Source organism: Aeromonas sobria, assembly GCF_050266975.1.
GTDB lineage: Bacteria > Pseudomonadota > Gammaproteobacteria > Enterobacterales > Aeromonadaceae > Aeromonas > Aeromonas sobria_B.
Genome location: NZ_JBKISU010000020.1, coordinates 1 through 26,521 on the forward strand (window position 1 = coordinate 1; position 26,521 = coordinate 26,521).

26 protein-coding genes and 1 tRNA gene are annotated in these 26,521 nt (G+C 64.7%); 9 read left to right on the plus strand and 18 right to left on the minus strand.

Features of this window, described 5'->3' with window-relative positions:
* Window positions 1-100, plus strand: a 100-nt coding sequence (locus ACLHZ1_RS12530; RefSeq protein ID WP_427262416.1) for an IS3 family transposase, incomplete at its 5' end; no start/stop codon positions are given.
* A gap of 68 nt (window positions 101-168) precedes the next feature.
* Here ACLHZ1_RS12530 and ACLHZ1_RS12535 read toward each other — a convergent pair.
* Window positions 169-441: a YkvA family protein gene (locus ACLHZ1_RS12535; protein ID WP_427262355.1), complete on the minus strand. Its 273-nt coding sequence runs from the start codon at window positions 439-441 to the stop codon at window positions 169-171.
* Entirely contained in the window at window positions 438-2,450 is a 2,013-nt protein-coding gene (gene uvrB, locus ACLHZ1_RS12540; protein ID WP_427262356.1) for an excinuclease ABC subunit UvrB, read from the minus strand. Before uvrB ends, ACLHZ1_RS12535 begins: the two co-directional genes overlap by 4 nt.
* A gap of 132 nt (window positions 2,451-2,582) precedes the next feature.
* Between uvrB and ACLHZ1_RS12545 the strand changes: the two genes are divergently transcribed.
* Window positions 2,583-2,658 (plus strand) — tRNA-Asn (locus tag ACLHZ1_RS12545).
* 781 nt (window positions 2,659-3,439) lie between these two features.
* Window positions 3,440-5,125: an aspartate:alanine antiporter gene (locus ACLHZ1_RS12550; protein ID WP_408795421.1), complete on the plus strand. Its 1,686-nt coding sequence runs from the start codon at window positions 3,440-3,442 to the stop codon at window positions 5,123-5,125.
* Window positions 5,126-5,243: 118 nt separating this feature from the next.
* Here ACLHZ1_RS12550 and alr read toward each other — a convergent pair whose 3' ends face one another.
* From alr to pspA, 16 genes are all read right to left on the minus strand, one after another.
* Window positions 5,244-6,308, minus strand: coding sequence for an alanine racemase (gene alr, locus ACLHZ1_RS12555; protein ID WP_427262357.1), 1,065 nt, complete (start codon window positions 6,306-6,308; stop codon window positions 5,244-5,246).
* Window positions 6,309-6,717: 409 nt separating this feature from the next.
* Entirely contained in the window at window positions 6,718-8,382 is a 1,665-nt protein-coding gene (locus ACLHZ1_RS12560) for an AMP-binding protein (RefSeq protein ID WP_427262358.1), read from the minus strand.
* Window positions 8,383-8,481: 99 nt separating this feature from the next.
* Window positions 8,482-8,760 carry a YfcL family protein gene (locus tag ACLHZ1_RS12565; RefSeq protein WP_041994133.1) on the minus strand — a complete coding sequence of 93 codons (279 nt, stop codon included), beginning with the start codon at window positions 8,758-8,760 and terminating at the stop codon, window positions 8,482-8,484.
* A gap of 102 nt (window positions 8,761-8,862) precedes the next feature.
* Window positions 8,863-9,978, minus strand: coding sequence for an ATP-NAD kinase family protein (locus tag ACLHZ1_RS12570; RefSeq protein WP_427262359.1), 1,116 nt, complete (start codon window positions 9,976-9,978; stop codon window positions 8,863-8,865).
* 169 nt (window positions 9,979-10,147) lie between these two features.
* Window positions 10,148-10,627, minus strand: a complete 480-nt coding sequence (locus tag ACLHZ1_RS12575) for an OmpA family protein (RefSeq protein ID WP_427262360.1) — start codon at window positions 10,625-10,627, stop codon at window positions 10,148-10,150.
* Window positions 10,624-11,097 (minus strand): diguanylate cyclase domain-containing protein, encoded by a 474-nt coding sequence (locus ACLHZ1_RS12580; RefSeq protein ID WP_427262417.1) that lies wholly within the window; start codon window positions 11,095-11,097, stop codon window positions 10,624-10,626. Before ACLHZ1_RS12580 ends, ACLHZ1_RS12575 begins: the two co-directional genes overlap by 4 nt.
* Before the next feature lie 43 nt (window positions 11,098-11,140).
* Window positions 11,141-11,905: a CHASE sensor domain-containing protein gene (locus tag ACLHZ1_RS12585; RefSeq protein ID WP_427262361.1), complete on the minus strand. Its 765-nt coding sequence runs from the start codon at window positions 11,903-11,905 to the stop codon at window positions 11,141-11,143.
* The gene (locus ACLHZ1_RS12590; RefSeq protein WP_427262362.1) at window positions 11,902-12,456 is read right to left on the minus strand and encodes a YfiR family protein; all 555 of its coding nucleotides are present in this window, start codon (window positions 12,454-12,456) and stop codon (window positions 11,902-11,904) included. The genes ACLHZ1_RS12585 and ACLHZ1_RS12590 overlap by 4 nt, the downstream gene beginning before the upstream one ends.
* 204 nt (window positions 12,457-12,660) lie before the next feature.
* A complete protein-coding gene (tyrR, locus tag ACLHZ1_RS12595) occupies window positions 12,661-14,208 on the minus strand; it encodes a transcriptional regulator TyrR (protein WP_427262363.1) in 1,548 nt (515 codons plus the stop codon).
* Between the two features lie 158 nt (window positions 14,209-14,366).
* The gene (locus tag ACLHZ1_RS12600) at window positions 14,367-14,705 is read right to left on the minus strand and encodes a 4a-hydroxytetrahydrobiopterin dehydratase (RefSeq protein ID WP_427262364.1); all 339 of its coding nucleotides are present in this window, start codon (window positions 14,703-14,705) and stop codon (window positions 14,367-14,369) included.
* A 45-nt stretch (window positions 14,706-14,750) separates the two neighbouring features.
* Window positions 14,751-15,545, minus strand: coding sequence for a phenylalanine 4-monooxygenase (gene phhA / locus ACLHZ1_RS12605; protein ID WP_427262365.1), 795 nt, complete (start codon window positions 15,543-15,545; stop codon window positions 14,751-14,753).
* A gap of 186 nt (window positions 15,546-15,731) precedes the next feature.
* Window positions 15,732-16,769, minus strand: a complete 1,038-nt coding sequence (locus ACLHZ1_RS12610) for a YcjF family protein (protein ID WP_427262366.1) — start codon at window positions 16,767-16,769, stop codon at window positions 15,732-15,734.
* A 59-nt stretch (window positions 16,770-16,828) separates the two neighbouring features.
* Entirely contained in the window at window positions 16,829-18,244 is a 1,416-nt protein-coding gene (locus ACLHZ1_RS12615; protein WP_427262367.1) for a YcjX family protein, read from the minus strand.
* Entirely contained in the window at window positions 18,241-18,645 is a 405-nt protein-coding gene (pspC, locus tag ACLHZ1_RS12620) for an envelope stress response membrane protein PspC (RefSeq protein WP_427262368.1), read from the minus strand. The genes ACLHZ1_RS12615 and pspC overlap by 4 nt, the downstream gene beginning before the upstream one ends.
* Window positions 18,642-18,878 (minus strand): envelope stress response membrane protein PspB, encoded by a 237-nt coding sequence (pspB, locus tag ACLHZ1_RS12625; protein WP_041994160.1) that lies wholly within the window; start codon window positions 18,876-18,878, stop codon window positions 18,642-18,644. Before pspB ends, pspC begins: the two co-directional genes overlap by 4 nt.
* Window positions 18,879-18,881: 3 nt before the next feature.
* On the minus strand, window positions 18,882-19,559 hold the full coding sequence (gene pspA / locus ACLHZ1_RS12630) for a phage shock protein PspA (protein WP_427262369.1): 678 nt from the start codon (window positions 19,557-19,559) through the stop codon (window positions 18,882-18,884).
* Window positions 19,560-19,754: 195 nt separating this feature from the next.
* Here pspA and pspF point away from each other — a divergent pair, with 195 nt between their 5' ends.
* From pspF to ACLHZ1_RS12660, 6 genes are all read left to right on the plus strand, one after another.
* A complete protein-coding gene (gene pspF / locus ACLHZ1_RS12635; protein WP_427262370.1) occupies window positions 19,755-20,813 on the plus strand; it encodes a phage shock protein operon transcriptional activator in 1,059 nt (352 codons plus the stop codon).
* Between the two features lie 63 nt (window positions 20,814-20,876).
* Window positions 20,877-22,472: an ABC transporter substrate-binding protein SapA gene (gene sapA, locus ACLHZ1_RS12640; RefSeq protein WP_427262418.1), complete on the plus strand. Its 1,596-nt coding sequence runs from the start codon at window positions 20,877-20,879 to the stop codon at window positions 22,470-22,472.
* 78 nt (window positions 22,473-22,550) lie between these two features.
* Window positions 22,551-23,510, plus strand: a complete 960-nt coding sequence (locus ACLHZ1_RS12645) for an ABC transporter permease (protein ID WP_408795381.1) — start codon at window positions 22,551-22,553, stop codon at window positions 23,508-23,510.
* 35 nt (window positions 23,511-23,545) lie between these two features.
* Window positions 23,546-24,439 carry an ABC transporter permease subunit gene (locus ACLHZ1_RS12650; RefSeq protein WP_427262371.1) on the plus strand — a complete coding sequence of 298 codons (894 nt, stop codon included), beginning with the start codon at window positions 23,546-23,548 and terminating at the stop codon, window positions 24,437-24,439.
* 82 nt (window positions 24,440-24,521) lie between these two features.
* Complete coding sequence (locus ACLHZ1_RS12655) at window positions 24,522-25,520, plus strand: oligopeptide/dipeptide ABC transporter ATP-binding protein (protein ID WP_427262372.1); 999 nt, start codon at window positions 24,522-24,524, stop codon at window positions 25,518-25,520.
* A 97-nt stretch (window positions 25,521-25,617) separates the two neighbouring features.
* The gene (locus tag ACLHZ1_RS12660) at window positions 25,618-26,418 is read left to right on the plus strand and encodes an ATP-binding cassette domain-containing protein (protein WP_427262373.1); all 801 of its coding nucleotides are present in this window, start codon (window positions 25,618-25,620) and stop codon (window positions 26,416-26,418) included.
* Window positions 26,419-26,521 lie beyond the last annotated feature (103 nt).

Below are 26,521 nucleotides of genomic sequence, written 5' to 3' on the forward strand. Positions count from 1 at the left end.
TGAATACATCCACTACTACAACCACGAGCGGATCAAAGCAAAACTAAACGGCCTGAGCCCGGTACAGTACCGAACTCAGGCCATGTCATCCGCCAACTAATGTGTCCAATAAATGGGGTTCACTTCATAATGGGTCCGGTTTTTTTTACGCCTGAGGGATGGGTCGCGCTATTTCGACTGGGTCTGCTGGGCGATGGCCTGGCGCACCTTGGCCGGCAGGCAGGACTCCCATCCCCAGATGAGCCAGGCGAACAGGGTCAGATCGTCGAGCCAGCCGAACAGGGGGATGACGTCCGGCACCAGATCCAGGGGGCTGATGCCGTAGGCCAGCACCAGCAGCGCCAGTCCCTTGGCCCAGAGGGGCGTATCCGGGTGACGAAAGCCCAGATAGAGGCGACGCAGTCTGGGCCCAATCCCCAGCAGGGTGCGCAGCGGCCTCAACTCTCGATCAACTCGCCGCGCAGCCGCTGGATCTGATCCCGCAGGGCGGCGGCCTGCTCGAACTCCAGATCCCGGGCATGCTGGAACATCTGCTCTTCCATCCGTTTGATCTCCTTGGCGATCTCGCTGGCGGAGCGGGCATGGTACCCCCCTTGCGGCTCGGCGGCCTTGCGACTGCCCCGGCCCGGTTTGCCGGCGCTGCGACTGCCCCCCATGTCCATCATGTCCCCCACCGACTTGTTGAGGCCCTTGGGGGTGATACCGTGTTCCAGGTTGTGGGCATGCTGCAAGGCGCGGCGCCGCTCGGTCTCTTCTATGGCTACCTGCATGGAGTTGGTGATGGTGTCGCCGTAGAGGATGACCCGGCCGTTGAGGTTGCGCGCCGCCCGGCCTATGGTCTGGATCAGCGAACGGGTGGAGCGCAGGAAGCCCTCCTTGTCCGCATCCAGGATGGCCACCAGCGACACCTCAGGCATGTCGAGGCCTTCGCGCAGCAGGTTGATGCCCACCAGCACGTCGAATTTGCCCAGGCGCAGATCCCGGATGATCTCCACCCGCTCCACGGTGTCGATGTCCGAGTGCAGGTAGCGCACCCGCACCTCGTGATCGGCCAGGTATTCGGTCAAGTCCTCCGCCATCCGCTTGGTGAGGGTGGTGACCAGCACCCGCTCCTCCACCGCCACCCGCTTGCGGATCTCCGAGAGCAGATCGTCCACCTGGGTGCCGACCGGGCGCACCTCGATCTCGGGATCCAGCAGGCCGGTAGGGCGCACCACCTGCTGCACCAGGTCGCCGCCGGACTTCTCCAGCTCGTAGGGGCCTGGTGTGGCCGAGACGAACACCGTCTGGGGCATCAGGGCCTCGAACTCGTCGAACTTCAGGGGTCTGTTGTCGAGGGCCGAGGGGAGCCGGAAGCCGTACTCCACCAGGGTCTCCTTGCGGGATCTGTCCCCTTTGAACATGGCGCCTATCTGGGGCACGGTGACGTGGGACTCGTCGATGATGAGCAGGCCATCCCCCGGCAGGTAGTCAAACAGGGTGGGGGGCGGCTCGCCGGGGGCGCGGCCCGACAGATAACGGCTGTAGTTCTCGATGCCGGAGCAGTAGCCCAGCTCCTGCATCATCTCGATGTCGAACTGGGTGCGCTGGCTGATGCGCTGCTCCTCCACCAGCTTGTGCTGGGCGAGCAGCTGCTCGCGGCGCCCCTTGAGCTCCTCCTTGATGTGATCGATGGCCCCGAGGATGGTTTCCCGCGGCGTGGCATAGTGGGTCTTGGGGTAGATGGTGTAGCGCACCACCGTCTGCTCGATGGCGCCGGTCAGGGGATCGAACTGGGAGAGCCGCTCTATCTCTTCATCAAACAGTTCCACCCGCAGGGCCAGCTTGTCCGATTCGGCCGGGTAGATGTCGATCACTTCGCCGCGCACCCGGAAGGTGCCGCGCTGGAAGGCCATGTCGTTGCGGGTATATTGCAGCTCGGCGAGGCGGCGCAGGATGTCCCGCTGGTTGATCAGATCCCCCACTTTCAGGTGCAGCATCATGCTGAGATAGGCTTGCGGGTCCCCCAGGCCATAGATGGCCGACACCGAGGCGACGATCACCACGTCGCGCCGCTCCAGCAACGCCTTGGTGGCCGACAGCCGCATCTGCTCGATGTGATCGTTGATGGAGGCATCCTTCTCGATGAAGGTGTCCGTGGTCGGCACATAGGCTTCCGGCTGGTAGTAGTCGTAGTAGGAGACGAAATACTCCACCGCGTTATCGGGGAAGAACTCCTTCATCTCCCCATAGAGCTGGGCGGCCAGAGTCTTGTTCGGCGCCAGTATCATGGTGGGGCGGTTGAGGGTGGCGATGACGTTGGCCATGGTGAAGGTCTTGCCCGACCCCGTCACCCCGAGCAGGGTCTGGTGGGCGAGACCGGACTCAATCCCCTCGAGCAGCTGACCGATGGCGGCGGGTTGATCCCCCGCGGGTGCAAATTGGCTGACGAGTTGAAACGACTTGCTCATGGCGACTCCGGACAAGAAAAGCAAAGCGCAAGTGTACCCCGACTTTCCCCGTGACGGGTATCGCTCTCCACCCCCGAGCGGCTATTGACCCGACGTGGCGCTATCTGTATAGTACTCCTCCTTGCCTGATGTTCCCCCGTAGTTCAGTCGGTAGAACGGCGGACTGTTAATCCGTATGTCACTGGTTCGAGTCCAGTCGGGGGAGCCAATTCCTCACCATCTCGGTGCAAGTTATCCACTTTAGTGCCCCCCTCTGCCAAATTTAATGCACAAGTCTCCTTGACGCGCATCTCACTCCCCTTGCCTCCCTTGCTCCCCCGTCAGTGTTTTGTGCTGCCGCCTTTAACTATTTGATTTTTATAGAAACATATTTTCAGCGGTATTTTTTGAACAGGCCTGCCAGGCCAGTAACCGCAAGGGCTGGCGCCCCTTTTTCAATTTTCACGCACAGGGTTATCCACAGAATCTGTGGGTAAGTGCCCCTAGCCCAGACGGCGCCTGCGTTTGGCCCATTCAGGCCCCGCCTCCCCTCCCCATCCCGGTCCAACCCGATTTTCTGCTGTTTTCCAGCCAGGGCCGACGCGAGCAGGATCGGCCTGGCAACGCCACTTTTTTGCTGACTGATGGGCGAGCCCAGATGCCGTGGGTCAGCGGGGCATGGCACCAGGTTGCCACGCCGTCAAGGGGAGGCTCCCCTGTGCCAATCCGGCAGCATCATGCTCTGTTATGGGGGCGAAATCGCGCCCGGGGCAGCATTCTCTAAACGCCGCCTCGGTCGGCTCCTTCCCGGGGGCCAGACAGCATGAATCACTCATTGACAGCGGCTCTGACAGACGGAAAAACTCGCGCGCTCGCCCAAGAGGGTGAAAACCCCATGCCCCCGAACGGGGCACCCGCCCGAGATGCCGATTTGTCCCATCCGACGCTTCTTTATTGGCGAGGGATCCGGCACAATACCGGCCCCACTTTTTTCCTCGGTTTTTCCGGGCATGACCATAGATTTCGTGACACTGCTACACCAAAGCGACTCCCTGCTGCTGTTCGTGGTACTGGCCTTCGGCCTGCTGCTGGGCAAGGTGCGGGTCGGCAACTTCCAGATAGGCAACACCATAGGGGTGCTGTTCACCGCCCTGCTGTTTGGCCAGATGGGCTTCCAGTTCTCCGCCACCACGGAAAACCTCGGCTTCATGCTGTTCATCTTCTGCGTCGGCATCGAGGCGGGACCGCACTTTTTCAGCGTCTTCCTGCGCGACGGCATCCACTACATCACCCTGACCCTGGTGATCCTGCTGACCGCCCTGCTGCTCACCGTGGGTCTGGCCAAGTTCTTCAACCTGGGGCCCGGCATGGCGGCCGGGATCCTGGCGGGCTCGCTCACCTCCACTCCGGCCCTGGTCGGTGCCCAGGATGCCCTGCGCAGCGGCCTGCTCAACCTGCCCCATGAGACCGACATGCGCGCCGTGCTCGACAACATGGGTATCGGCTACGCCCTGACCTATCTGGTGGGCCTGGTGGGGTTGATGCTGGTGGTGCGCTATCTCCCCGCCATGGCACGGCTCGATCTCAGCACCGAGGCCCAGAAGATCGCCCGTGAGCGGGGACTGTCGGACAGCGAGAATCGCAAGACCTACCTGCCCATCATCCGCGCCTATCGAGTCGGCCCCGAGCTCGCCGCCTGGATAGGTGGCCGCACCCTGCGGGAAACCGGCATCTATCCCCACACCGGCTGCTATGTGGAGCGCATTCGCCGCAACGGCATACTGGCCAGCCCCGATGGCGACGCCGTGATCCAGGAGGGGGACGAGATCGCCCTGGTGGGTTATCCCGAGAGTCACGAGAAGCTGGACGTCAACTACCGCAACGGCAAGGAGGTGTTTGACCGCAACCTGCTGGATCTGCAGATCGTCACCGAAGAGATAGTGGTGAAGAACGACGCCGTGGTGGGCCGCCATCTGGTGGAGCTCAACCTCACCGAGAAGGGCTGCTTCCTCAACCGGGTGGTGCGCTCCCAGATAGAGATGCCGTTCGATCGCAACATCATGCTGCAAAAGGGCGACGTGCTGCAGATCAGCGGCGAGAAGCAGCGGGTCAAGCAGCTGGCCAACAAGATCGGCTTCATCAGCATCCATAGCCAGACCACGGATCTGGTGGCTTTCGCCACCTTCTTCGTGCTGGGCCTGCTGATCGGCTCCGTCTCCCTGGTATTCGGCCAGCTGGAATTTGGTCTGGGCAACGCCGTCGGCCTGCTGCTGGCGGGGATCCTGATGGGTTACCTGCGGGCCAACCACCCCACCGTCGGCTATGTGCCGCCGGGCGCCCTGCGCCTGGCCAAGGATCTGGGCCTCGCCGTCTTCATGGTGAGCACGGGCTTGAAGGCGGGGAGCGGCATCCTGGATCACCTGAGCCAGGTGGGGGCCGTGGTGCTCTTCTCCGGCATGCTGGTGACCACCTTGCCGGTGCTGGTGGGCTACCTGTTCGGGGTCTGGGTATTGAAGATGAACCCGGCCCTGCTGCTGGGGGCCATCACCGGGGCCCGTACCTGCGCCCCGGCCATGGACGTGGTCAACGAGGCCGCCAACAGCTCCATCCCGGCGCTCGGCTACGCCGGCACCTATGCGGTGGCCAACGTCATGCTGACCCTGGCGGGCTCCTTCATCATCGGCTTCTGGTTCTAGCGACCCTGTCCTAAGACGCCTCCCCCTGGGAGGCGTTTTTGTCTGCGGTGTCCGCTCGCCTCCTCGCGCCATGACAACAAACAGGCCGCCCTTGGGCGGCCTGTTGCAAGCTGGCGACTCAGCACATCTGCCATGCGACCCGCCCGGTCAGCCGGGTCACCAGCTCGTAGGGGATGGTGCCTATGTGCTCGGCTACCCGCTCGACCGGCAGCCCCTCCCCCCACAGCACCACCTCGTCCCCCACCCGATCGGTCGCCGCCGGGCCGAGATCCACGGTCAGCATGTCCATCGAGACCCGCCCGACGATCGGCACCTCGCGGCCATTGACGAGCATGGGTGTCCCGGTCGGCGCCAGTCTGGGATAACCGTCCCCGTAACCGGTCGCCACCACCCCGAGCCGGGTGGCATGGGGGGCGTGCCAGTGGGCACCATAGCCAACGGGCGCCCCGGCCGGGCAATCACGCACCGCCATCAGCCGGCTCTTGAGGGTCATCACGGGACGCAGCCCGCGATCGCCTCCGCTCTCCCCGGCGAAGGGGGAGATGCCATAGAGCGCGAGTCCGGGCCGCACCCAGTCTCCCAGCGCATCGGCCCAGCCCAGCAGGCCGGCCGAGTTGGCCAGGGCCTTCTCCCCCGGCAGGTGGCGGGTCAGGGCATGAAACCGGGTGATCTGCTCGGCCGTCGCCTCGCAGTCAAGCTCGTCGGCGCGGCCAAAATGGGTCATCTGCCGCACCGGCTGCGCCACCCAGGGGCAGCGCGCGAGGCGCGCCAGCACAGCGGCCAGCTCCTCGCCCCGGATCCCGAGCCGGTTCATCCCCGTGTCTATCTTGAGCCAGAGGGTGACGGGGCGGCTCGGCGCCGCCTGCTCCAACAGCGTCACCTGTTCGTGGCAGTGCAGGGTCGTCTGCAATTCCCACTCGGCCATCTCGGCCAGCTGCTGCGCGTCATGGAAACCGCCCAGCACCAGGATGGGCTGCCTGATGCCATGGCGGCGCAGCTGGATCCCCTCATCGACACGGGCCACGGCGAACGCCGGGGCCTCGGCCAGCGCCTGCGCCATCTGCAACATGCCGTGCCCATAGGCGTTGGCCTTGAGCACCGCCATGATCCGGCGATCCCCCGCCTGGGCCTGCAATACCGCCACGTTGTGCCGTAGCGCCGCTACGCTTATCTCCGCTCTCACTGGAACCTCCTGTTCACTCGCCGCTACCCGCGGCGATATCGGGCAAAACAACGCCGTTTCGCGATCCCTGTGGTTCGCAAAATTGGGAGACGGCTGATGATGGATCCCCGGCCTGCCAAGCTGGACGAAGGCTCGCCAGTGGGCCGGTTCACGATGGAGGCAGTATACGATAGGGGTTACAGCTTTTTGCGCTCTTTTAACAAGAAAAACACATAATCAACAAAACAACAATCTACAAAAGTGGCATGCAATAGACATCATTACTGGCCATTCCATGAATATGTAAAACAATCCCCCAAAAAGAGGCGAGCAGTCTAGTCCATCACGCTGCCATCCTGCCCCTCACCCTGCCGCTGCCACAAAAAACCCCGCATGGCGGGGCTTTCGGAGAATAACGCGGCGGGAGGGGTCAGGATTCCCACACCACGCTGCGATCGGCCGGCCACTGCTCCCCCAGTTCGGCATATTTCTGCTCCAGCAGATGGCGGCGGATCTTCATGGTCGGGGTCAGCACCCCGTTCTCTATGTTCCAGGGGGTCTTGACCACCAGGATGCCCCTCAGCCTGGCATGGGCCTCCAGCTGGCCGTTGACCCGTTGCCGCGCCGCCTCCAGCTGGGCGTCTATCTCGGCATGATCCCCCTGCATGGCCCGCTCGGCCAGCTGTACCAGGGCGATGGGCTGGGGCATGCCGTAACCGATGACGCACAGCTGCTCTATGATGGGATCCTGTCCGAGCAGCCCCTCTATGGGCACCGGAGCCACGTACTTGCCCTTGGCGGTCTTGAACACATCCTTCATCCGCCCCGTGATGGTGAGATAGCCCTCGCTGTCGAGCTTGCCCATGTCCCCGGTGTGCAGCCAGCCTTCGGTATCGATGGCCTCACTGCTGTGCTCGGGATCCTTGTAGTAGCCCAGCATCATGCCTTCGCAGCGACAGAGGATCTCCCCCTCCGGGGAGATCTGGATGCGCACCCCGGGCCCCGCCTTGCCGACCGTGCCTATCTTGTCGGCCCGGAAGGGATAGTTGAGGGTGGCGTAGGCATGGTTCTCCGTCATGCCCCAGGCCTCGGTGATGTTGAGGCCTATGCTGTGGTACCACGCCAGCAACGCCGGGGCCACGGGGGCCGAGCCGCAGCCCAGCACCCTGGCCTGATCCAACCCCAGCCCCTGTTGCAGCTTGCGCTTGATGAGGCCGGAGACGAGGGGGATCTTGAGCAGCAGCGCCAGCTTCTTCTGGGGCAGCTTCTCGTGGATCTTGATGCGGAACATGGCCCACAGACGGGGCACCGAGATGAAAACGGTGGGACGGCAACGTTTGACGTCGTCGATGAAGGTGTCGAGGGACTCGGGGAAGCTGATTTCGGCGCCGCTGAACAGGCTGCCGCCATAGATGTAGACCCGCTCCGTGATGTGGGCCAGGGGCAGGTAGGAGAAGCCGCGATCCTGCTCCCTCAGCCCCACGGCCTCCACCAGTTTCTCGCAGGACCAGGCGTAACGCTCGACGCTGAGCATGGCGCCCTTGGGCTTGCCGGTGCTGCCCGAGGTGTAGACCAGGCTCAGCAGATCCTCGCCACGCTGGGCAGGCAGATCCCGGGCCGGCTCGTGACTGGCCAGCAGGGCATCCCACTGATGCTGAGCCGGCATGGTGTCATAGGGCATGGCGATGCGCGGCAGATCCGCCGGCAGACCCGGTTCCTGGCTGCGCCAGTCGTCCAGCTTGCCGACGAACACGGCCCTGGCCTCGCTGTGACGCAGCACATATTCGATGGTATCGACGTTGGCGGTGGGATAGATGGGCACGCTGACATACTGGCCCATCTGCATCGCCAGATCGGCGATGAACCACTGGGCGCAGTTCTTGGAGAGCAGGGCAATCTTGTCCCCCGGCTCGAACCCCATGGCCCGCAGGGCCGTCACCAGGCGACGCGCCTCATCGGCCACCCTGGCCCAGCTGAAGTCGTGGTACTGACGGTTGATGGTCTGACGAAGGTAGATCCGATCCGGACAGTGCTGCTCCCAGTGATAGAGCATGTCGAGGGGCAGTCGCTGGGCGATGGTGGAGGCGCTGGTCATGGTGCTTTCCCTGAAACAGATGAGGTTATTTATTATTAACCTTTTGTTAACTTTCGGGAAAGCGCCAATCTTAAACTTGTGTTTGAATTGTGTCTGGGATCAAGCTTCTGCCTGCAGTTGCAGCCGTTTCCACATGCCCTGCACCAGGGTCTCATCCTGCTCCGACAACTCCCCCTGCAGGATCGCCTCGTTGAGGCTGCGCAGCACATAGCTCTTCACATCCCGCACCAGGGTCTTGCCCTCCAGCTCGGCCCTGGCCACCGCCAGCGAAATATGGCCTCGCAGATAGCCCCCGGCAAACAGCTCGTCATCGGTCGCCGTGGCGACCATGCTGTCTATCAGTTCCAACAACTTGTGCTCAAAATCATGAATCGTCATTTAACGCAGCCTCATGCGCCGGGGTGGCCGGCAAGATAACGTTGGGGTGGAGCCCAGGTCCGGTTGACCGGGCGCCACGGGGTCAGCCGCATCCTTGCTGTGCTATTGCGGGTTGGCCACCGGATAGATGACCTGATCCCGATATCCTGTGATGATGCGCCGATAACCACACAGCGCCCGATCCAGCGCCTCGTCACCGGTATCCACCAGCAGGGGGCGTCCGTCGAGCCGGGCCAGCTTGCGTTTGCTGGCCACTATCTGGATGTTGTCCAGACCGACCGCCCGGATCACCTCCGGGCTGAGCTGCTGATTACCGCGGCCAAACAGGTGTCCCTGACCGCCGATCAGGGTCACGATCAGCCGGCAGCGACGGCCCTGGATCCGGGTCAGGATCTCGCGGGCGCCCAGATCCTGCCCGATCAGCCGGCCATTTTCCACCAGATCCACACCAAGCAGGCTATTTTCCAGGCCAAGGTGCGCCATGCAGGCGGCGACCGTGCCCCCCGACCCCATCAGATAGAGGGTGTCGGGAGCCATCTGCTCCACTATCTCGGCGGCGATCTCCTCGAGCACCAGCTCCTCGCTCTCCCGGCCCCCCTGCTTGACCGCCTGCACGTAGCGCAGATCCCCGGGTACCTTGAGCTGGCCATAGTGGCGAGCACGCACCTTCCCCTCGCGAAAGGCCGCCTCGTCGATGTCCATCACTTCCCCCTCCATGAGACTGAGCAGCTCCCCCTCTATCATGCGGGCGGCCACTCGGCCGCTGGCCTGGGGGGTCACGCCGTAGACACCGGAGTGGATCTTGCAACCGGCGGGGATGCCGAGCACATGGAGCCGCTCCCCCACCTCGGCGCAGATGTCCCGCGCCGTGCCATCCCCACCGGCGAACAGCAGCAGATCCACACCGGCCTCCAGCATGCGCCGCGCCGCCGCCCGAGTATCCTCCGGGGTGGTCTGGGGGGCCGCTGGACGATAGATGACGCTGTGGCTCAGGCCAAGCTCGGTCACCAGGCGCTCCCCCATCTCCCCGGCAACGGTCACCACCTCGAACGGGCGCGACAGTTCCAGCAGGGGTTGCAGTGCCAGGCGGGCCCGTTCATTGGCCCTCGGCACGGCCCCGCGGGCCAGGGCCTCGGCCAGCATGCCGTCGCTCCCCTTGAGGGCAACCTGACCCCCTATGCCGGCGACCGGGTTGATGATCACTCCTAGCCGAAACATGGCTCTTCTCCCTGCATCCTGTCCGATAGTGGCCGCTATTCTAACCAGCGCCCGCCCGGGCACAAGGGGCAAAAGCGCAGGCTCCCACTGCTCGTCAACGACAAGAGGGGCGCCCCTGGGCACCCCTCTCTTGCATCACACACCGGCGCCCGGGCGCCACGGCCCACGGTTACTGGCTGGGGACGACGATGGAGACTCGCCGGTTCTGGGCACGCCCCTCCCGGGTCTTGTTGTCGGCGATGGGCTCGACCTCTCCCCGCCCCTGGATGATCAGATCCCCGGGCTTCATGCCGGCGGCCACCATGACATCCGCCACCGACTGGGCCCGAGTGAGGGAGAGCCGCTGGTTATAATCGGCCGGACCATTGGTATCGGTATGACCCTCGATCCGCACCCGGCTGAGCCCCACCAGCTGCAGGCTGTCGGCCAGTTTCTCGACCGTGCCCCTGGTCTGATCGCTGAGCCGGCCCACGTCATTGGCAAACAGCACTCGATTGGAGAGATCCAGGGTCCAGCCCTCCTCAGTCAATCGAAACCCCTGCTCCTTGAGCATGGCGATCTGCTCGGCGCTCAGCCCGGTCTGGGTCGCACAGCCGCCGAGCACGGCCAGCAGGATCCCGACCAGGGCGGTGCGAATAGCCATCTTCATTGCTTCTCTTCCTCTGTTGGTGTGTGAACCTTCTCTTGCCTGGCTCGCCGTGCCTTGTCCCGACGCTTGGCCAGATACATGGCATGATCCGCATGGTGCAGCAGGGTCTCGGCCGTCTGGCCATCGGCAGGGAAATGGGCCGCCCCTATGCTGAGGCTGCAATCGAGGCGATGACCATCGGCCAGGGCGATGGGCTCGGCCATGGCCTGACTAATGCGCATCATGATGTCGATGACATCCTGATCCGCCGAGATGACGCTGAGCAGCACCACGAACTCATCGCCGCCCAGGCGCGCCACCAGATCCTGGGGCCTGAGCTGGTGCTGCACCCGGCGGGCAATGGTCACCAGCACCTCGTCCCCTGCGCCATGGCCCAGGGTATCGTTGATCTGCTTGAAGTTGTCGCAATCGAGGTAGAGCAAGGCGAAACGCTCGTGCTGGCGCAGCCCCTCCAGCACCGCCTGCTGCAAACGGGCCTCGAACAGTGCCCGATTGGGCAGCTCGGTCAGCTTGTCATGGGTCGCCTGGTGCAGCAGGCTGGCGTTCTCCCGCTGCTGATGGGCCTGCCAGGCTTCCAGCTCGTCGAGCAGGGAGTTGAAGTCCTGACCCAGGGTATCGAGCTCGGTGATGCTGGCCGCCGGGACCCGCAGGGCGAGGGAGCGCTCCCGGCTCACCCCGTGCGCCACCCGCGCCAGGGAGCGCAAGGGAGCGCAAGGGAGTGGTGATGGATCGCTGCATCAGGCGGGCAATATAGAGGGCGCCCAGGGTACTGAGCAGCATGCAGAGCAGCATGGCCGCCAGCACCTGGATCAGAAAGCTGAGCAGATACTGGCCATGACCCACCAGCTTGATGGTGGCGATCTCGCGGCCATTGTGGGCCATGGGCAAGATGATGGGGCCGGGCAGCACCAGCTCCGCCAGTTGCCGTTCCAGGGCAAACCAGGGCTTTGAGGCATGCCTGCTCCAGCTCGCCAGCACCTCCCCCGAGCTGAGCACTATGCTCACCTCGGCCACGTCCTCGTGAGAGGCAATGTTTTGCAGCGCTTCGCGCGCCGCCTCGCCATCTTCGAACACCACGGCGGCTTCCGTGGTGTAGCTGATGGCGCGGGCCACCAGATCCAGATTGTGATCCGTATAGAAACGCAGGGAGAGCAGGGCCACGCAGGTGAGCAAGCCGCCCACCAGGCAGACCCCGGTCAGGGAGACCATCAGGTGGGTACGGTCCAGGCTCTGACGCAGGGAGAGCCGCTGCTTGCCGAACCGGAAGAAGGCGATCATGGCAGGCCTCCGGCCCGGCCCAGTTTGAGCACGGCGGGATGGACCTTGACCCCGCTCAGGGCCAGGGCATCCAGATTGACATTGAAGCGCACCCGATCGTCACTCACCAGCAGGCGGAAGACGCTGTTGGCACTGTTGGCCCCCCCTTGCTCGCTGACGCTGAGGATGGCGACGTCTTGCAGGCGGGCGAACAGGGTCAGGCGCTCCTCCTCGGTCAGGGTGCCCAGATAGAGCACATCGCACTGGGCCGGGATCAGGGGGTCTCCGGCGCTGTAACGGCGCACGCTCACCACACGGCCATTGGCCTGGCGGCGGATCTGAAACAGGCCGTCGGCATATTCGGTGGGGCCCACCACACAGATGCGCAAGCGCGCAGGCTCCACCGGCCAGCGGGTATAGCTGAGGATATCGAGCACCGTCTGGCGCACATGGTCAACCCGCAGCTCGGCCTGGTTGGCAACGCGATTCGGAGGCTGGGTGTCGGCCAGTGCCAGCGAGCTCGCCAACAGACAGAGACCACCCAGCAAGTGGAGCAGATACGATAGATGCATAAAGTTGTTCTTGTTAATAGCCGAACAGATCCTAACACGGCCCCGCCAGAGAGAGTTAGCCTACGGCAATGCAGCGGGTCACGTTTTGTCAAATTCCCCCTGCCGGAGGATGCCGACGCCAGCGCCCCTCCCCCAACCCAGGCCGGCGCAGACATGACGAGGGGCCCTGACGGCCCCTCTCCTTTTCCTTGCGGCGACGCGGCGCTACTTCTTGCCGATGCCGTATTCCCGCAGCTTGTTGGCGATGGCGGTATGGGAGACCCCGAGCCGCTTGGCCAGCTGGCGGGTCGAGGGGAAGGCCGGGTAGAGGCGCGCCAGCAAGCGGCTCTCGAAGCGCTTGACCGCCTCGTCCAGATCGCCTTCGAACCACTCGTCGATGAGCGGCATGGCCTCCTGGGCCACCGGCAGATCGATCTGCTCCGGGCCAATTTCGTCCCCTTCCAGCAGGGTCATGGCGCGGTAGAGGCAGTTGCGCAGCTGGCGCACGTTGCCCGGCCAGCGGTAAGCGGTGAGATACTCGGCCATGTTGCGGGTGAAGCGCGGCTTGGGGCGCTGCAACTCGCTGGCGAAGCGGGCCACGAACTGCTGGGCCAGGGCCATGATATCGGCCTTGCGCTCGCGCAGGGGCGGCAGCCCCAGGCTCAGCACGTTGAGGCGATAGTAGAGATCTTCGCGAAACTTGCCCTCGGCCACCAGATCCAGCAGCTGCTTCTGGGTGGTGCAGATGAAGCGCACATTGACCTTCACCTCCTGCTCGTCGCCGACCCGGCGAAACACCCCGTCTTGCAGCACCCGCAGGAACTTGGTCTGCAGATGGGCAGACATGTCGCCAATCTCGTCGAGCATCAGGGTGCCGCCACTGGCGAGCTCCAGCACGCCGCGCTTGCCCTCGGTGTTGTTGCCAAAGGCGCCGGGGGCGTAACCGAACAGCTCGCTCTCGGCCACGTTATCGGGCATGGCGGCGCAGTTCAGCGCCATGAAGGGGTGGCTGGATCTCAGGCTGGCGCCGTGGCAGGCGCGGGCCAGCAGCTCCTTGCCGGTGCCGGTCTCGCCGACGATGAGCAAGGGGGCATCCTGCATCGCCAGCTTGCTGGCCTGGGCCAGCACCTGCTTCATCTTGGGGCTCTCGGCCTGGAGATGCTCGAAGCCCCCCACCTCGATGGCATGGAGGGCACTGAAATGCAGGCCGACCCGGCGGGCGGATTTCAGCACCACCACGGCGCCGGCCAGGGCCTGTCTGCCCTTCTCCTCGGCCACGAACAGCGGCATCAGATCCGCCAGGTACTCCTCTCCCCCCAGGCTCAGCTTGCAGGTCTGGGGCTTGATGTCCGTCGATTCGAGCCAGCGGGTGAAGGCAAACCCCTTGAGCAGGGAGCTCAGCGGCTGCCCCTTGACCTCCGCCAGCGGCAGGTTGAGGGTGGTCAGGGCCGACTGGTTCACCTGGGTGATGCGGCCACGGCTGTCGAGGGAGAACACCAGATCCGGCAGCGCCTTGAGCAGGGCGCGGATCTCGTGATGCTCCCGCTCCGAGGGCAGATAGGGGATGGTCTTGACGTCGTGCACCCCGGGGATGCGGCGGATCTCCGGCATCAGATGCTGGAAGTCGCGAAACTCCAACTCGGGGAAGTTGAGGTAGATGATGCCTGTGGTATCGATTTCGATGCCGCGCAGATCGATGTTGTGCTCCACCAGACGATCGAGCAATTCCCGGGTCAACCCCAGGCGGTCTTCACAGCTGACTTCAAGACGCATTCGAGACACACTTCCTGGCTAACTTCATGATGGGCGTGATAATAACGTCTCGTCCCCGCCAGCGCGAGACTTGCCCGGCAAAAATGCGGGCCCGCCCCGATCTGCTCCGGGCGGGCCCGCCGTCATGACGCCGGGGCATGGGCCCCGACGACCTGCTCCTAGTCAAGCAGCGCGTCGGTGCGTGCCGCCATGATGAAGTCGTTGCGATGCAGGCCATGGATCTTGTGGGTCCACCAGCTCACGGTCACCTTGCCCCATTCGGTCAGGATGCCGGGGTGGTGAAATTCGGCCTCGGCCAGCTCGCCGACCCGGTTGGTGAAGGCCAGCGCCTCCTTGAAGTTGCGAAAGGTGAACTCCCGGCGCAGTTGCAGCGCCCCTTGTTCGCTCACCGGCTGCCAGTCGGGCAGGGCGCGCATCAGCTGTGCCAGCTCCTCCTCGCTCACCCTGGGGGCATCGGCCCGGCATGCCTCGCAATGCTGGTTTGCCAATTGGGACATCTCTCTCTCCTGTTTGCTATGACGAAAACGACGTGACGGGCGGCCCTAGCCGGCGGCCCTGCCCGGTTTGGGGGGATAGGCGGGGGCGAACAGCCCCAGCGCCCTCGCCTGCGCCAGACTGGCCAGTATCTCCTCCCGGGTCAGCTGGTAGAGGCTGTCCAGGCTCGGCAACACATAATAGATCGGCTGCATGATGTCGATGCGATAGGGGGTGCGCAGCACGTCCAGCAGCCGGAAGGGCTCGAGACGCGGCCTGCCCGACAGGGCATAGCTGGTCTCGCCGATGGAGGAGAGGATGCCGCCGCCATAGATGCGCAGCCCCTCCGGGGTCTGGAGCAGACCGAACTCCACGGTGAACCAGTAGAGCCGCGCCAGGAAGACCCGCTCCTCCTTGCTGGCCGCCAGCCCCAGCTGGCCATAGGTGTGGGTGAAGTCGGCGAAGGCCGGGTTGGTCAGCATGGCGCAGTGGCCGAAGATCTCGTGGAAGATGTCCGGCTCTTGCAGGTAGTCCAGCTCCTCCCGGCGCCGGATGAAGGTGGCCACCGGAAACTGGCGATGGGCGAGCAGGTCGAAGAAGCGGTCAAAGGAGATGAGCGCCGGCACCGCCACCACGGACCAGCCGGTGCAGGGGGTGAGCACGGCATTGATCTCGCCGAGCTGGGGGATGCGATCCCGGGGCAAGTCGAGCAGGCTCAGTCCGTCCTGGTACTGGCGGCAGGCGCGCCCCTCGAGGCAGGGCAGCTGGCGCTCGATCAGGGTCTGCCAGGTGGCATGCTCCTCCTGGCTGTAAGCGATAAGCCCCTGGCCATCTGGCTGGTGGGCGTGGTAGTGAGTTCCCATGCTGGCATCCTGCTGCAGCTGTGGCCATGGTGCCCCCCTGCCTTCCATGCCGCCGACGGAGTGATGGCGAGGGGGCGAAAGCGGCACCTCATGGGATCACTGTAACGATTTGCCTCCTGAAAAAGCAGCCGACCCTGGGTCGGCTGCCTGCGGCTGAATGTAAAGAAAATGTGACAAGCCAGTCTGTCAGGGCGCGGGGCGCTCGCCGTTGAGGTAACCCGCCAGCTTGCGCACCAGCCCCTTGCGCATCTCGGAGAGTCTGGGCTTCTCGTCCGCACACCAGGGCAGCGGGCGGCAGGCCTCCATGGTCCGCAGGCCGAGGCGGGCGGTGAGCAGGCCGGCCCCCACCCCCTGCGCCGCCCGGGCGGAGAGCTTGGCGGTGAGCTCGGCCCCCAGCAGATCCATGCCCACCTCGGTCACCAGCTCGGTGGCGCCGGCGTAGAGCATGTTGCGAAACACCTGGCGGATGAGGCGAATGCGGCTCCAATAGCCCAGCTCGATGGCGTAGACATCGGCGATGTCCTCGATCATGCGCAGGTTGCGCCACAGCATCAGCATCATGTCGACGGTGGCGAGCGGGCTCAGGGCCACCAGCACGGCGGCCTCCCCCGACCATTTCGCCACCCTGGCCTGGGCCAGCTTGTCGCGCTCGGTCAGCACCAGTTGGCTGTAGAGGGTCAGCACCTCCCGATCGCTGTGGCTCTCGTCCTGTTGGGCGAGCCAGGTGCGATACCCCTCCCGCCCCTTGTCGCCGCTCTTTGCGGCCAGGGTCTCGCAGAAGGCCTGCCCCTGCCCCACCCCCTGATGGGCCAGCAGATCCTCGGCCCGGGAGCGTACATCCTGGCGCCGCTTGAGCCTGCGCAGCCGCAGCCACTCGCGCCCCGCCACGGTGGCGGTGCCCACCAGCACCAGGCCGGAGGCCAGCAGCCAGGCCCCGCCCCAGAGGGGAGAGGCGGCAAACTGATCCACCAGGAAGGCACCAAATTGGCCCAGGGACAACAGGCCGATCGCCCCCAGTCCCCAGGCCAGCAAGCGGTGACGACGGCGCGGCCGCACCCTCAGCGCGGGTTCGACCTCGGTCAGGGGATCCAGGGCTTCCAGGGCCTCGAAACTCGCCTCTTCCAGCAGGCGAGCCCGGGCCAGGGGCGCAGGCTCGGGGGAGGAGACCGTCTCCTCCAGCACTATCCGGCCCTGCAATCCGGGCTTGTGGCCAGCGTCACTCATGATGATTCTCCTCGTGCCGCCTGGGACTCAGGGGCATGGATCCGGGGCGCCTTGCCCGGTTATTCAAGCTTGTCGCCAAGCAGAAACTCCAGGGCGGCATCCAGCCGAATGTGGGGCATGGCCTGATGGGGGCTCATCGCCAGGGGGCGAAAGGCCTGAAAGTCGAACTGCTGCCCCTGCCACCAGCCTGCGGGCGGGATCTGGGCCGGCACCTCGCCCGGGAAGAGCAGCAGCGGCTCACCGGCCAGGCTGGTGCCCTTGATGGCGGGAAACTCGCGCCCGCCCGCCATGCCCCTGCCCGCCTCGGTGGCCTTGATGGACGCCAGGGCCAGACACTCGGTCGCGATGCCTTCGAAGCGGGCCTGACCGCGCCCCTGCTGCACCAGATGCTGCAACAGGGAGACCAGGGGACCATGCTGCTCAGGGGTGACGTGATCGGCCTTGCTCGCCACGAACAGCAGCTTGTCGATGCGCGGGGCGAACAGGCGCCGCCACCAGTTGCTCTTGCCGTAGGCGAAGCTCTCCATGATGCGGGCGATGGATTGCTGCATGTCGGCGAAGCTCTCGGCCCCGGCGTTGAGGGGCGCCAGGCAGTCCACCAGCACGATCTGGCGATCGAAGCCGGCGAAATGCTGCTCATAAAACCCCTGCACCAGATGCTGCTTGTACTGCTCGAAGCGGCGGCCCAGGGTGGCATAGAGGCTATCCTCGGCCGGGGTGCCCACGGGGGGATCCCAGACCCAGGGCACGAACTGGAGCATGGGCGCCCCCTGGTATTCGCCGGGCAGCACGAAGCGCCCCGGCTGAATGAGGTGCAGGCCGAGCTCGTCCTTGCAGGCATGCAGATAGGCGGTGTAGCGCTCGGCCAGGCGCGCCACCTCCCCCTCGTCGAAGGGGCGATCCGGCTGCCAGGGCTCCCCCTGCTCGGTCCGCAGCCAGGGGGCCGCCAGCGCCGCCAGGGCAGGACGCGTGAGCTGCTCGCGCACCTGCTGGCTCCACTGGCCGTAGCTCAGTGCCAGCAGGGGCAGATCCAGCAGCCATTCACCGGGATAGTCCACCAGATCCAGATAGAGGGTCGAGACCTCGCCCAAGTGACGGCGCAGGGGATGGCGGGTGCGATAGCGCAGCTCGAGACGCACCTCGGCCACGCCGCGGGTCGCCTCGGGCCAGGCCGGCGGCTCGGCGAACAGGGCGCCCAGGCCCCGTTCATAGGCAAAGGTGGGGATCTGGGGGTTCTGCTGGGGAACCCGGCGGGCCCCCAGCAGCCGCCCCTGGCGCGCGGCATCCCACAGGGGCAGACGGCCATCGACGGCGGCCCGCTCCAGCTGATGGACCAGGGCCGTGATGAAGGCGGTCTTGCCGCTGCGCGACAGCCCGGTCACCGCGAGTCGCAGGTGGCGGTCGCGTACCCGGTTGACCGCATCCTCGGCCTTGTGCTGCAAGGCCGAGAGCTTTCTCTCCAGTGTGCGTATCAAAGTTTGTTGAATTCTCGCTGCAGGGTGAACTCCTTGGAGGTCACCAGTTTCTCGATCTGCTGGACCCTGGGTTCGAGGGCGGCCAGCTCGCGACTCACCTTCTCCATGGCCTGGAGCGGCGTCATCCCCGCCTCCCAGCTATGGGATTTCATCCGGCTCTCCATGGGCGCCGGCTCCGGGGTCAGCAGCACCGGCTTCTTGTCGAGCAGGAACCAGGCCGCGATGTAGGCGGTGAAGGTGATGAAACCGGCGAAGATGAGGCCGCTGATGGCGAGCAGCCGCACTATCCAAATCTCGACCCCGAAGTAGTCGGCAAGGCCGGCACAGATCCCGGCGATCCGCCCCTTCTGGGGGTCACGATAGAGGTTGCGGCGCTGTTCCTGTCCGAACGAATGGCTCATACCCGATTCCTCCAGCCGGGCACTTCGGCATCCAGAATGGACTCCAGTGCACCGACCCGCTCCTGCATCTTGTCTGCGGTTTGCAGCAGACCCTGCAACTGCTCGCGCTCGTTATCGGCAAGGCCGACCCCGATCCGCCCCTTGGCCCGGTAGTGCAGCACCAGCCAGATGGGCGCCACCACCACCATGAAGACGATGATGGGCGTCACGAATACCCCAAGAATGTCTTCCATCCATTACTCTCCCTGCTTGCCGTCACTGCCCTGGCCCATCTTCTGGCGCAGGGCTTCCAGTTCACGGCTGATCTGATCGTCCACTTCCAGCTCGGCAAACTGGCTGGCCAGGGTCTTGTCGGACTGACCCAGATCGGCCCGCGCCTCCATCTCGTCGATGCGACGCTCCATGCGCTCGAACTTGTCCACCACCCCCTGGCTGCCGCCCCGGGCGACCTGGCTCTGCACGTTCAACCGGCTGCTGGCCGCCTCGCCACGGATCGCCATGGCTTTCTGGCGGGCGCGGGCATCTTCCAGCTTGGCCTCGAGCTGGCGGATCTCGTCGCCCAGCTTCTCGATGCCGGCATCCACCGCCTGGCGCTCACGTGCCAGGTTGTCGCCGAGCTCGGCCTGTTTCTTCTTCTCGATGAGGGCGGCGCGGGCCAGATCTTCCCGTCCCTTGGCGAGGGCCAGCTCGGCCTTGCCCTGCCACTCGTCGACCCGCTCCTGATGGCGGGCGACCTGGCGACCTATCTCTTTTTGCTCGGCCAGGAAGCGGGCCAGGTTGGAGCGCTCCTTGACCAGTTCGTCTTCCATCTCCTGGATGATGAGGCGCACCATCTTCTGGGGATCTTCCGCCTTGTCCAGCAGCGCCGTCAGGTTGGAGTTGATGATGTCGGCCAACCGGGAAAAAATGCTCATGATGAGACTCCTGTGATTGCATGGGTGAGTTACGCTGGGAATATAGCAACCATCATGCCAATCTTTTGAATCAAGTTAACTCTATGATTTATATCGGCATACTATGTTACACCGACTCAAATGCAAACGGACAGGTGATAAAAATAGCCAACTCTTGGTAAGATTGACCAGCTTTTATCAATCACAGGGATCATCATGACCACGGCCACGGAAAGCCTGCTCGGCGTGTCGAACGCCTTTCTCGAGATCATCGAACAGACCTCTCGCCTGGCGCCCCTGCGCAAGCCCGTGCTCATCATAGGGGAGCGGGGCACCGGCAAGGAGCTGATCGCGCACCGCCTACATTATCTCTCGGCGCGCTGGGATCAAAGTTTTGTCACCATCAACTGCGCCACCTTGAGCGAGAGCCTGCTGGAAACCGAGCTGTTCGGCCACGAGGCGGGCTCCTTCACCGGCGCCGCCAGGCGTCATCAGGGCCGTTTCGAGCGCGCCGACGGCGGCACCCTCTTCCTCGACGAGCTGGCCACCACCAGCGCCCGGGTGCAGGAGAAGCTGCTGCGGGTCATCGAGTATGGCGAGTTCGAGCGGGTGGGCGGCGCCAAGGCGCTCAAGGTGGACGTGCGCCTGGTGTGCGCCACCAACGAGGATCTGCCCGCCCTGGCCGAGCGCGGCGATTTTCGCCATGACCTGCTCGATCGGCTGGCCTTCGACGTCATCACCCTGCCCCCCCTGCGCGAGCGGCAGGATGACATCCTGCTGCTGGCGGAACATTTTGCCCATGGCATGACCCGGGAGCTCGGCTACGAGCTGTTTGCCGGCTTCTCCCGGGAGGTGAAGGCCCTGCTGCACGACTACCCCTGGCCCGGCAACGTGCGGGAGCTCAAGAACGTGATCGAGCGCAGCATCTATCGTCAGGGCAACCCGAGACTGGCCCTGGCGGAGCTGGTGCTCAACCCCTTCGACTCCCCCTGGCGTCCCCGCAGCGCGCGCCAGCCCGCCACCTCCCAGGCAGGCCCGGGCTGGGAGATGGCTGAAGCGGAGACAAAAGAGGCCCATGATGCCGGGTTGCCGACCCTGCCTTGCGACCTGAAAACCCAGGTGGCGCGGGTCGAGGTGGATTTACTCAAGCAAGCGATGCGACAATCCCAGTATAATCAGCGCAAAGCCGCGAAACTGCTGGCCCTGAGTTACCACCAGTTTCGCGGCATGCTGCGCAAATACCAGCTGCTGGACGGGGACAATGACCCCGCCTGAGAGGCCGATGATCCCGGGTCATCCGCCTCACCAACCTGCTAACGACATGGTTTCACAATGAGAATGCTCAAACCACTGCTGCTCGCCAGTCTCGTGCTGCTCGGCGGGTGTCAGAAACAGACGGAGGCCTCCAGGACGGGGCTCATCTACTGTAGCGAAGGGGCTCCCCAGACCTTCAACCCCCAGCTGGCCAATTCCGGCGCGACCCTGGATGCCAGCGCCCGCCCCCTCTACGATCGGCTGCTGGAGTCGGATCCCGCGACCCTGGCCCTGCGCGGCGGCCTGGCCCTCGACTGGGCCGTGAGCGAGGACGGGCTCACCTATACCCTGAACCTGCGCCAGGATGTGTTGTTCCATCACACCGCCTGGTTCTCCCCGAGCCGCCCCTTCAATGCCGACGATGTGGTCTTCACCTGGCAGCGCCTGCTCGACCCTCAGCACCCCTACCACGCCGTCTCCGGTGGCCAGTATCCCTATTTTTCCAGCCTCGGGCTGGATCAGCTGCTGCGCCAGGTGCGCGCCAACGGCCCCCATCAGGTGGTGTTCGAGCTCAACCGCCCCGATGCCTCCTTCCTCGCCACCCTGGCGAGCGACTATGCCGTGGTGCTCTCCGCCGAATATGGGCAGGCCATGCTGGCCGCCGGGACCCCGGCCCTGCTCGACAGCCGCCCCATCGGCACCGGGCCGTTTCGCTTCAAGGCCTATCGCCACAACGAATTCATCCGTTTCGAACGCCATCCCGGCTACTGGCGTGGCCCGGCGCCCCTCGAGCAGCTGGTCTACGACATCACCCCCAAGTCCTCCAAGCGCCTCGCCAAGCTGCTCACCGGCGAGTGCGACGTGATGAGCTACCCCTCCGCCAGCCAGCTGTCGGTGATCCAGCAGCATGATGATCTCACCCTGGCGGTGCAGCCCGGCATGAACGTGGCCTTCCTGGCCCTCAATACCCGCAAGGCGCCCTTCAACAAGGTACAGGTGCGCCAGGCCATCGCCAGCGCCATCAATGTGCCCAACCTGTTGCAGGCGGTCTATTTCGGCACGGGCCAGAGCGCCAACAGCCTGCTGCCGCCGCGCTCCTGGGGATACGACCCCGGCTCCCCTGTCCGCAAGCCGGATCTGGCCAGCACCCGCACCCTGCTGGCGGAGGCAGGCCTGCCCCAGGGCTTCGAGATGCAGGTGCTGGTGGGACCGGGCTCGCGCCCCTACAACCCGGATGCCCTGAAGACGGCCCAGCTGATCCGCAACGATCTGGCGGAGGTGGGAATAAAGCTGCACATCGTGCAGCAGGAGGATCCCGTGATAGAGCAGCGTCTGCGCAAAGGCGACTACGACAGCCTGCTGTCGGGCTGGATGGCCGACAACGCCGACCCGGACAACTTCTTTCGCCAGTTGCTCAGCTGCAGCGCCGTGGCCCAGGGCAACAACGACAGCCGCTGGTGCAACCCCGCCTTCGATCAGCTGCTCGATGACGCGGTCGGCAGCGGCCAGCTCTCGTTTCGGCTGCGCAACTACTATTACGCCCAGCACATGCTCAACGAGCAGTTGCCGCTCATCCCCCTGGCCCATGCCCTGCGCATCCAGGCCAGCCGCAAGGATGTGCTGGGGCTGGAGTTGATGCCCTTTGGCGGCACCTCGTTCAACCAGGTGCACAGGAAATGACCATGGTGCTCTCTTGCCGCGCGCCGGGCTCGCCGCCCCGGTTCACATTCCCCATCATCCACAGGCGGAGGGACTGACATGCTGCTCTACATAGTGCGCCGCATCAATCTGCTGCTCATCACCCTGCTGGCGCTGACCCTGGTCGCCTACCTGCTCGACTATCGCCTGCTCGGTCAGCAGCCCGGTTTCTGGGGGGGCTACCCCGACTTCCTGCGCCACATCTTCGCCGGGGACCTGGGGGTCTCCAGCGTCTCTGGGCGTCCCGTGCTCGACGAGATCTACCACTACTTCCCGGCCACCCTGAGCCTGTGCGTCGCCGCCTTCGCCATCTCCCTGCTGGTGGGCATTCCCCTCGGCACCCTGGCCGCCCTCTATCAGGGGCGCGGGCTGGATCTCTCCATCATGACCGCCGGCCTCATCGGTTATGCGGTGCCCGTGTTCTGGCTGGCCCTGCTGATGGTGATGTTCTTCTCCCTGGATCTGGGCTGGCTGCCCGCCTCCGGCCAGCTCAGCCTGCTCTATGACGTGCCGTCCATCACCGGGGTGGCCCTGGTCGATGTGCTGCTGAGCCGGGAACCCTGGCGCGAGGCGGCGCTGCACGATGCCCTGCGCCACATGATACTGCCCTCCCTGGTGCTGGCCGTGGTGCCCACCACCGAGGTGATCCGCCACGTGCGCAGCTCCCTCATCGACGTGATGAAGCAGAACTACATCAAGGCCGCCGCCAGCCGCGGCCTCTCCCGCCGCCAGATCGTCTGGCGCCATGGCCTGAAGAACGCCCTGCCCCCCGTGCTGCCCCTGCTCGGGTTGCAGCTGGGCAGCGTGCTCACCTCCGCCATGATCACCGAGGTGGTGTTCGACTGGCACGGGATCGGCCGCTGGCTCATCAACAGCATCGCCCTGCAGGATTATGCCGCCATCCGGGGGGCCACCCTGGTGGTCGCCGGTTTCGTCATCTTCATCAGCGTCAGCACAGATCTGCTCACCACGCTCATCTACCCGGCGCGGCGCAAGGAACTCTATGCAAAACAAGACTGAACGCACTCATGGCATGAGCGGGAGCGCCCTATCCCATGCAAGATAAAGCCAACCTCTACCCCGAGCTCAAGATCCTCTCGCCCCTGGCGCAGACCTGGGTCTCCTATCGGCGCAATCCCCTGGCCATGGCTGCGCTCTGGTGCTTCGCCGCCCTGCTGCTGCTCACCCTGATAGGCCCCCTGCTGGTGCCCTACGGCATGGACGAGCAGCACAGCGAGCACCTGCTGCTGGCCCCCTCCTGGGCCAGCAGCGGCAACATCGATTTCTTCCTCGGCACCGACGATCTGGGGCGCGACATACTGTCACGGCTGGTGATTGGCGCCCGGCTCACCTTCGGCTATGCCCTGGGGGTGGTGGTGATCGCCATGGTGGTCGGCACCCTGATCGGCATGCTGGCCGGCATGAGCAAGGGGCTCAAGTCGAGCGTGCTCCATCACCTGCTCGATACCCTGCTCTCCATCCCCTCCCTGCTGCTGACCATCATCATGGTGGCCATCCTGGGGCCCGGTCTCGGCAACACCCTGATCGCCATCACGCTGGCGCTGATCCCCCCCTTCATCCGTGCCACCTACAACGCGGTGCACACCGAGATGCAGAAGGAGTACATCATCGCCAGCCGCCTCGACGGCTCGCCCCCCTGGCGCATCATGCGTCTGGCGGTGCTGCCCAACATAGTCGAGACCCTGGTGGCCCAGACCACCCGCACCCTCTCCGCCGCCATCCTGGACATCTCGGCGGTGGGCTTTCTCGGGCTGGGGGCCCAGTCGCCCCAGCCGGAATGGGGGGCCATGCTGGCCGACTCCAGCGATCTCATCTATCTCGCCCCCTGGACCGTGACCCTGCCCGGCATGGCCATCCTGTTCAGCGTGCTCATCACCAACCTGGTGGGAGAAGGGATCCGCGAAGCGCTCAAAGAGGGGAATGATTGATGATGCCCTTGCTCGATACCCACCCCCTTGCCCAGGTCCCCAACCCGTGCCTGGCACCCAGCCGCCATGAGGAGCGCCACTGATGCCCCTGCTCGATATTCGCAATCTCACCATCGAGATAGACACCCCCCAGGGTAAGGTGAGGGCGGTGGACAAGGTGAGTCTCACCCTGAGCGAGGGGGAGATCCGCGGCCTGGTGGGCGAATCTGGCTCGGGCAAGAGCCTGGTGGCCAAGGTGATCGTCGGCATCCAGAAGGACAACTGGGTGGTGCGCGCCGATCGGATGCGCTTCAATGACATGGATCTGCTGACCATGGAGCCGAGGGAGCGGCGGCGCATCATGGGCCGCGAGATCGCCATGATCTTCCAGGATCCCACCAGCTGCCTCGATCCGTCCGAAGTGATTGGCACCCAGCTGGAGGAGGCCATCCCCACCAGCGCCTTCAAGGGCAAGTTCTGGCAGCGCTTCCAGTGGCGCAAGAAGCAGGCCATCGCCCTGCTGCACCGGGTCGGCGTCAAGGATCACCGCAAGGTGATGCGCGCCTACCCCCACGAGCTCTCCGACGGCATGTGCCAGAAGGTGATGATCGCCATGGCCATTGCCAACCAGCCCCGTCTGCTGGTGGCGGATGAGCCCACCAGCGCCATGGAGTCCACCACCCAGTCCCAGATCCTGCGGCTGCTGGACAAGATGAACAAGCTGGGCAACACCACCATCCTCATCATCAGCAATGACATCGCCGCCATCGCCAACCTGACGGACAACATCAACGTCATGTATTGCGGCCAGATGGTGGAGGTGGGGACCCGGGAGCAGATCCTCACCTCCCCCCACCACCCCTATACCCATGCCCTGCTGCAATCTATTCCCGATTTTGACAAGCTGGTGCACCACAAGTCGCGGCTCGAGACCCTGCCTGGGGTCATTCCCCCCTTGCAACATCTGCCCATCGGCTGCCGGCTCGGCCCGCGCTGCCCCCATGCCCAGAAGCTGTGCGTGCAGACTCCCTTGATGAGCAAGGTCAAGGGCCATCAGTTCAGCTGTCACTTCCCCCTCAACATGGAAGATCCGAAGAAATGACGGCCCATCATGATCTGGTCACCCCCCAGGTTGCCCCCCTTCACGCCAGGGCCGGGATCCTGCCCCCGCCCTTTTTGCCGACTCCGGAGTCATCGCCGTGCTGACTGAGCCCACCTACCCCCCCTCCCTGCTCCAGGTCAGGTCGCTGAGCAAGACCTACCAGAACCGTACCGGTCTGTTTCGCTCCCGGGCCGTGCAGGCGGTCAAGCCGCTCTCGTTCGATCTCGACGTGGGCCAGACCCTGGCCATCGTCGGTGAGGCCGGCTCCGGCAAGAGCACGCTCGCGCGGATCCTGGCGGGCATGATTGAACCCTCCAGTGGCGAGATCCACATCGAGGGCCAGCTGATGCGCCACGGGGATTATCAGGCGCGCTGCAAGCTGCTGCGCATGATCTTCCAGGACCCGAACTCCTCCCTCAACCGCAAGATACGGGTGGGCCAGATCCTGGAGACGCCGCTGCGGTTGAACACCGAGATGAGCGAGGAGGAGCGCCAGGAGAAGGTGATGCAGACCCTGCGCATGGTGGGCATGCTGGCGGATCACGCCTTCTTCTATCCGCAGATGCTGTCGGCGGGACAGCAGCAGCGGGTCGCCCTGGCCCGGGCGCTGATCCTCAACCCCAAGATAGTAGTGGCCGATGAGGCCCTCTCGACCCTGGACATCTCGGTGCGTTCCCAGATCATCAACCTGTTGCTGGAGATGCAGGAGACCATGGGGCTCAGCTATGTGCTGGTGGCCAACGATCTCGGGGTGGTGAGCCACATCAGCGACGAGGTGCTGGTGATGCACGACGGTCAGGTGGTGGAGCGGGGCAAGACCCTCAAGGTCTTTGCCGATCCCCAGCACGAGGTGACCAAGAAGCTTATCCAGAACTACAACAACGAGTATCGCCGCTGACCCCTGCCGCCCCCGGCGGGCGGCAGGCCCTTCCTGGTTTTTTCCCAAAAAAATCCCGGCACAGTGGCCGGGGATCGCGCTCAAAACAGTCTGTGTCGCTCGT

Coding starts and splice junctions, on each gene's coding strand:
- phhA (WP_427262365.1), bottom strand. CDS start 15,545: ATGGGAACTCACTACCACGCCCACCAGCCAGATGGCCAGGGGCTTATC.
- pspA (WP_427262369.1), bottom strand. CDS start 19,559: ATGAGCATTTTTTCCCGGTTGGCCGACATCATCAACTCCAACCTGACG.
- ACLHZ1_RS12650 (WP_427262371.1), top strand. CDS start 23,546: ATGCAAGATAAAGCCAACCTCTACCCCGAGCTCAAGATCCTCTCGCCC.
- ACLHZ1_RS12610 (WP_427262366.1), bottom strand. CDS start 16,769: ATGAGTGACGCTGGCCACAAGCCCGGATTGCAGGGCCGGATAGTGCTG.
- ACLHZ1_RS12655 (WP_427262372.1), top strand. CDS start 24,522: ATGCCCCTGCTCGATATTCGCAATCTCACCATCGAGATAGACACCCCC.
- pspF (WP_427262370.1), top strand. CDS start 19,755: ATGACCACGGCCACGGAAAGCCTGCTCGGCGTGTCGAACGCCTTTCTC.
- ACLHZ1_RS12550 (WP_408795421.1), top strand. CDS start 3,440: ATGACCATAGATTTCGTGACACTGCTACACCAAAGCGACTCCCTGCTG.
- ACLHZ1_RS12600 (WP_427262364.1), bottom strand. CDS start 14,705: ATGTCCCAATTGGCAAACCAGCATTGCGAGGCATGCCGGGCCGATGCC.
- uvrB (WP_427262356.1), bottom strand. CDS start 2,450: ATGAGCAAGTCGTTTCAACTCGTCAGCCAATTTGCACCCGCGGGGGAT.
- sapA (WP_427262418.1), top strand. CDS start 20,877: ATGCTCAAACCACTGCTGCTCGCCAGTCTCGTGCTGCTCGGCGGGTGT.
- pspB (WP_041994160.1), bottom strand. CDS start 18,878: ATGGAAGACATTCTTGGGGTATTCGTGACGCCCATCATCGTCTTCATG.
- ACLHZ1_RS12560 (WP_427262358.1), bottom strand. CDS start 8,382: ATGACCAGCGCCTCCACCATCGCCCAGCGACTGCCCCTCGACATGCTC.
- ACLHZ1_RS12585 (WP_427262361.1), bottom strand. CDS start 11,905: ATGATCGCCTTCTTCCGGTTCGGCAAGCAGCGGCTCTCCCTGCGTCAG.
- ACLHZ1_RS12565 (WP_041994133.1), bottom strand. CDS start 8,760: ATGACGATTCATGATTTTGAGCACAAGTTGTTGGAACTGATAGACAGC.
- ACLHZ1_RS12570 (WP_427262359.1), bottom strand. CDS start 9,978: ATGTTTCGGCTAGGAGTGATCATCAACCCGGTCGCCGGCATAGGGGGT.
- pspC (WP_427262368.1), bottom strand. CDS start 18,645: ATGAGCCATTCGTTCGGACAGGAACAGCGCCGCAACCTCTATCGTGAC.
- tyrR (WP_427262363.1), bottom strand. CDS start 14,208: ATGCGTCTTGAAGTCAGCTGTGAAGACCGCCTGGGGTTGACCCGGGAA.
- ACLHZ1_RS12590 (WP_427262362.1), bottom strand. CDS start 12,456: ATGCATCTATCGTATCTGCTCCACTTGCTGGGTGGTCTCTGTCTGTTG.
- ACLHZ1_RS12575 (WP_427262360.1), bottom strand. CDS start 10,627: ATGAAGATGGCTATTCGCACCGCCCTGGTCGGGATCCTGCTGGCCGTG.
- ACLHZ1_RS12645 (WP_408795381.1), top strand. CDS start 22,551: ATGCTGCTCTACATAGTGCGCCGCATCAATCTGCTGCTCATCACCCTG.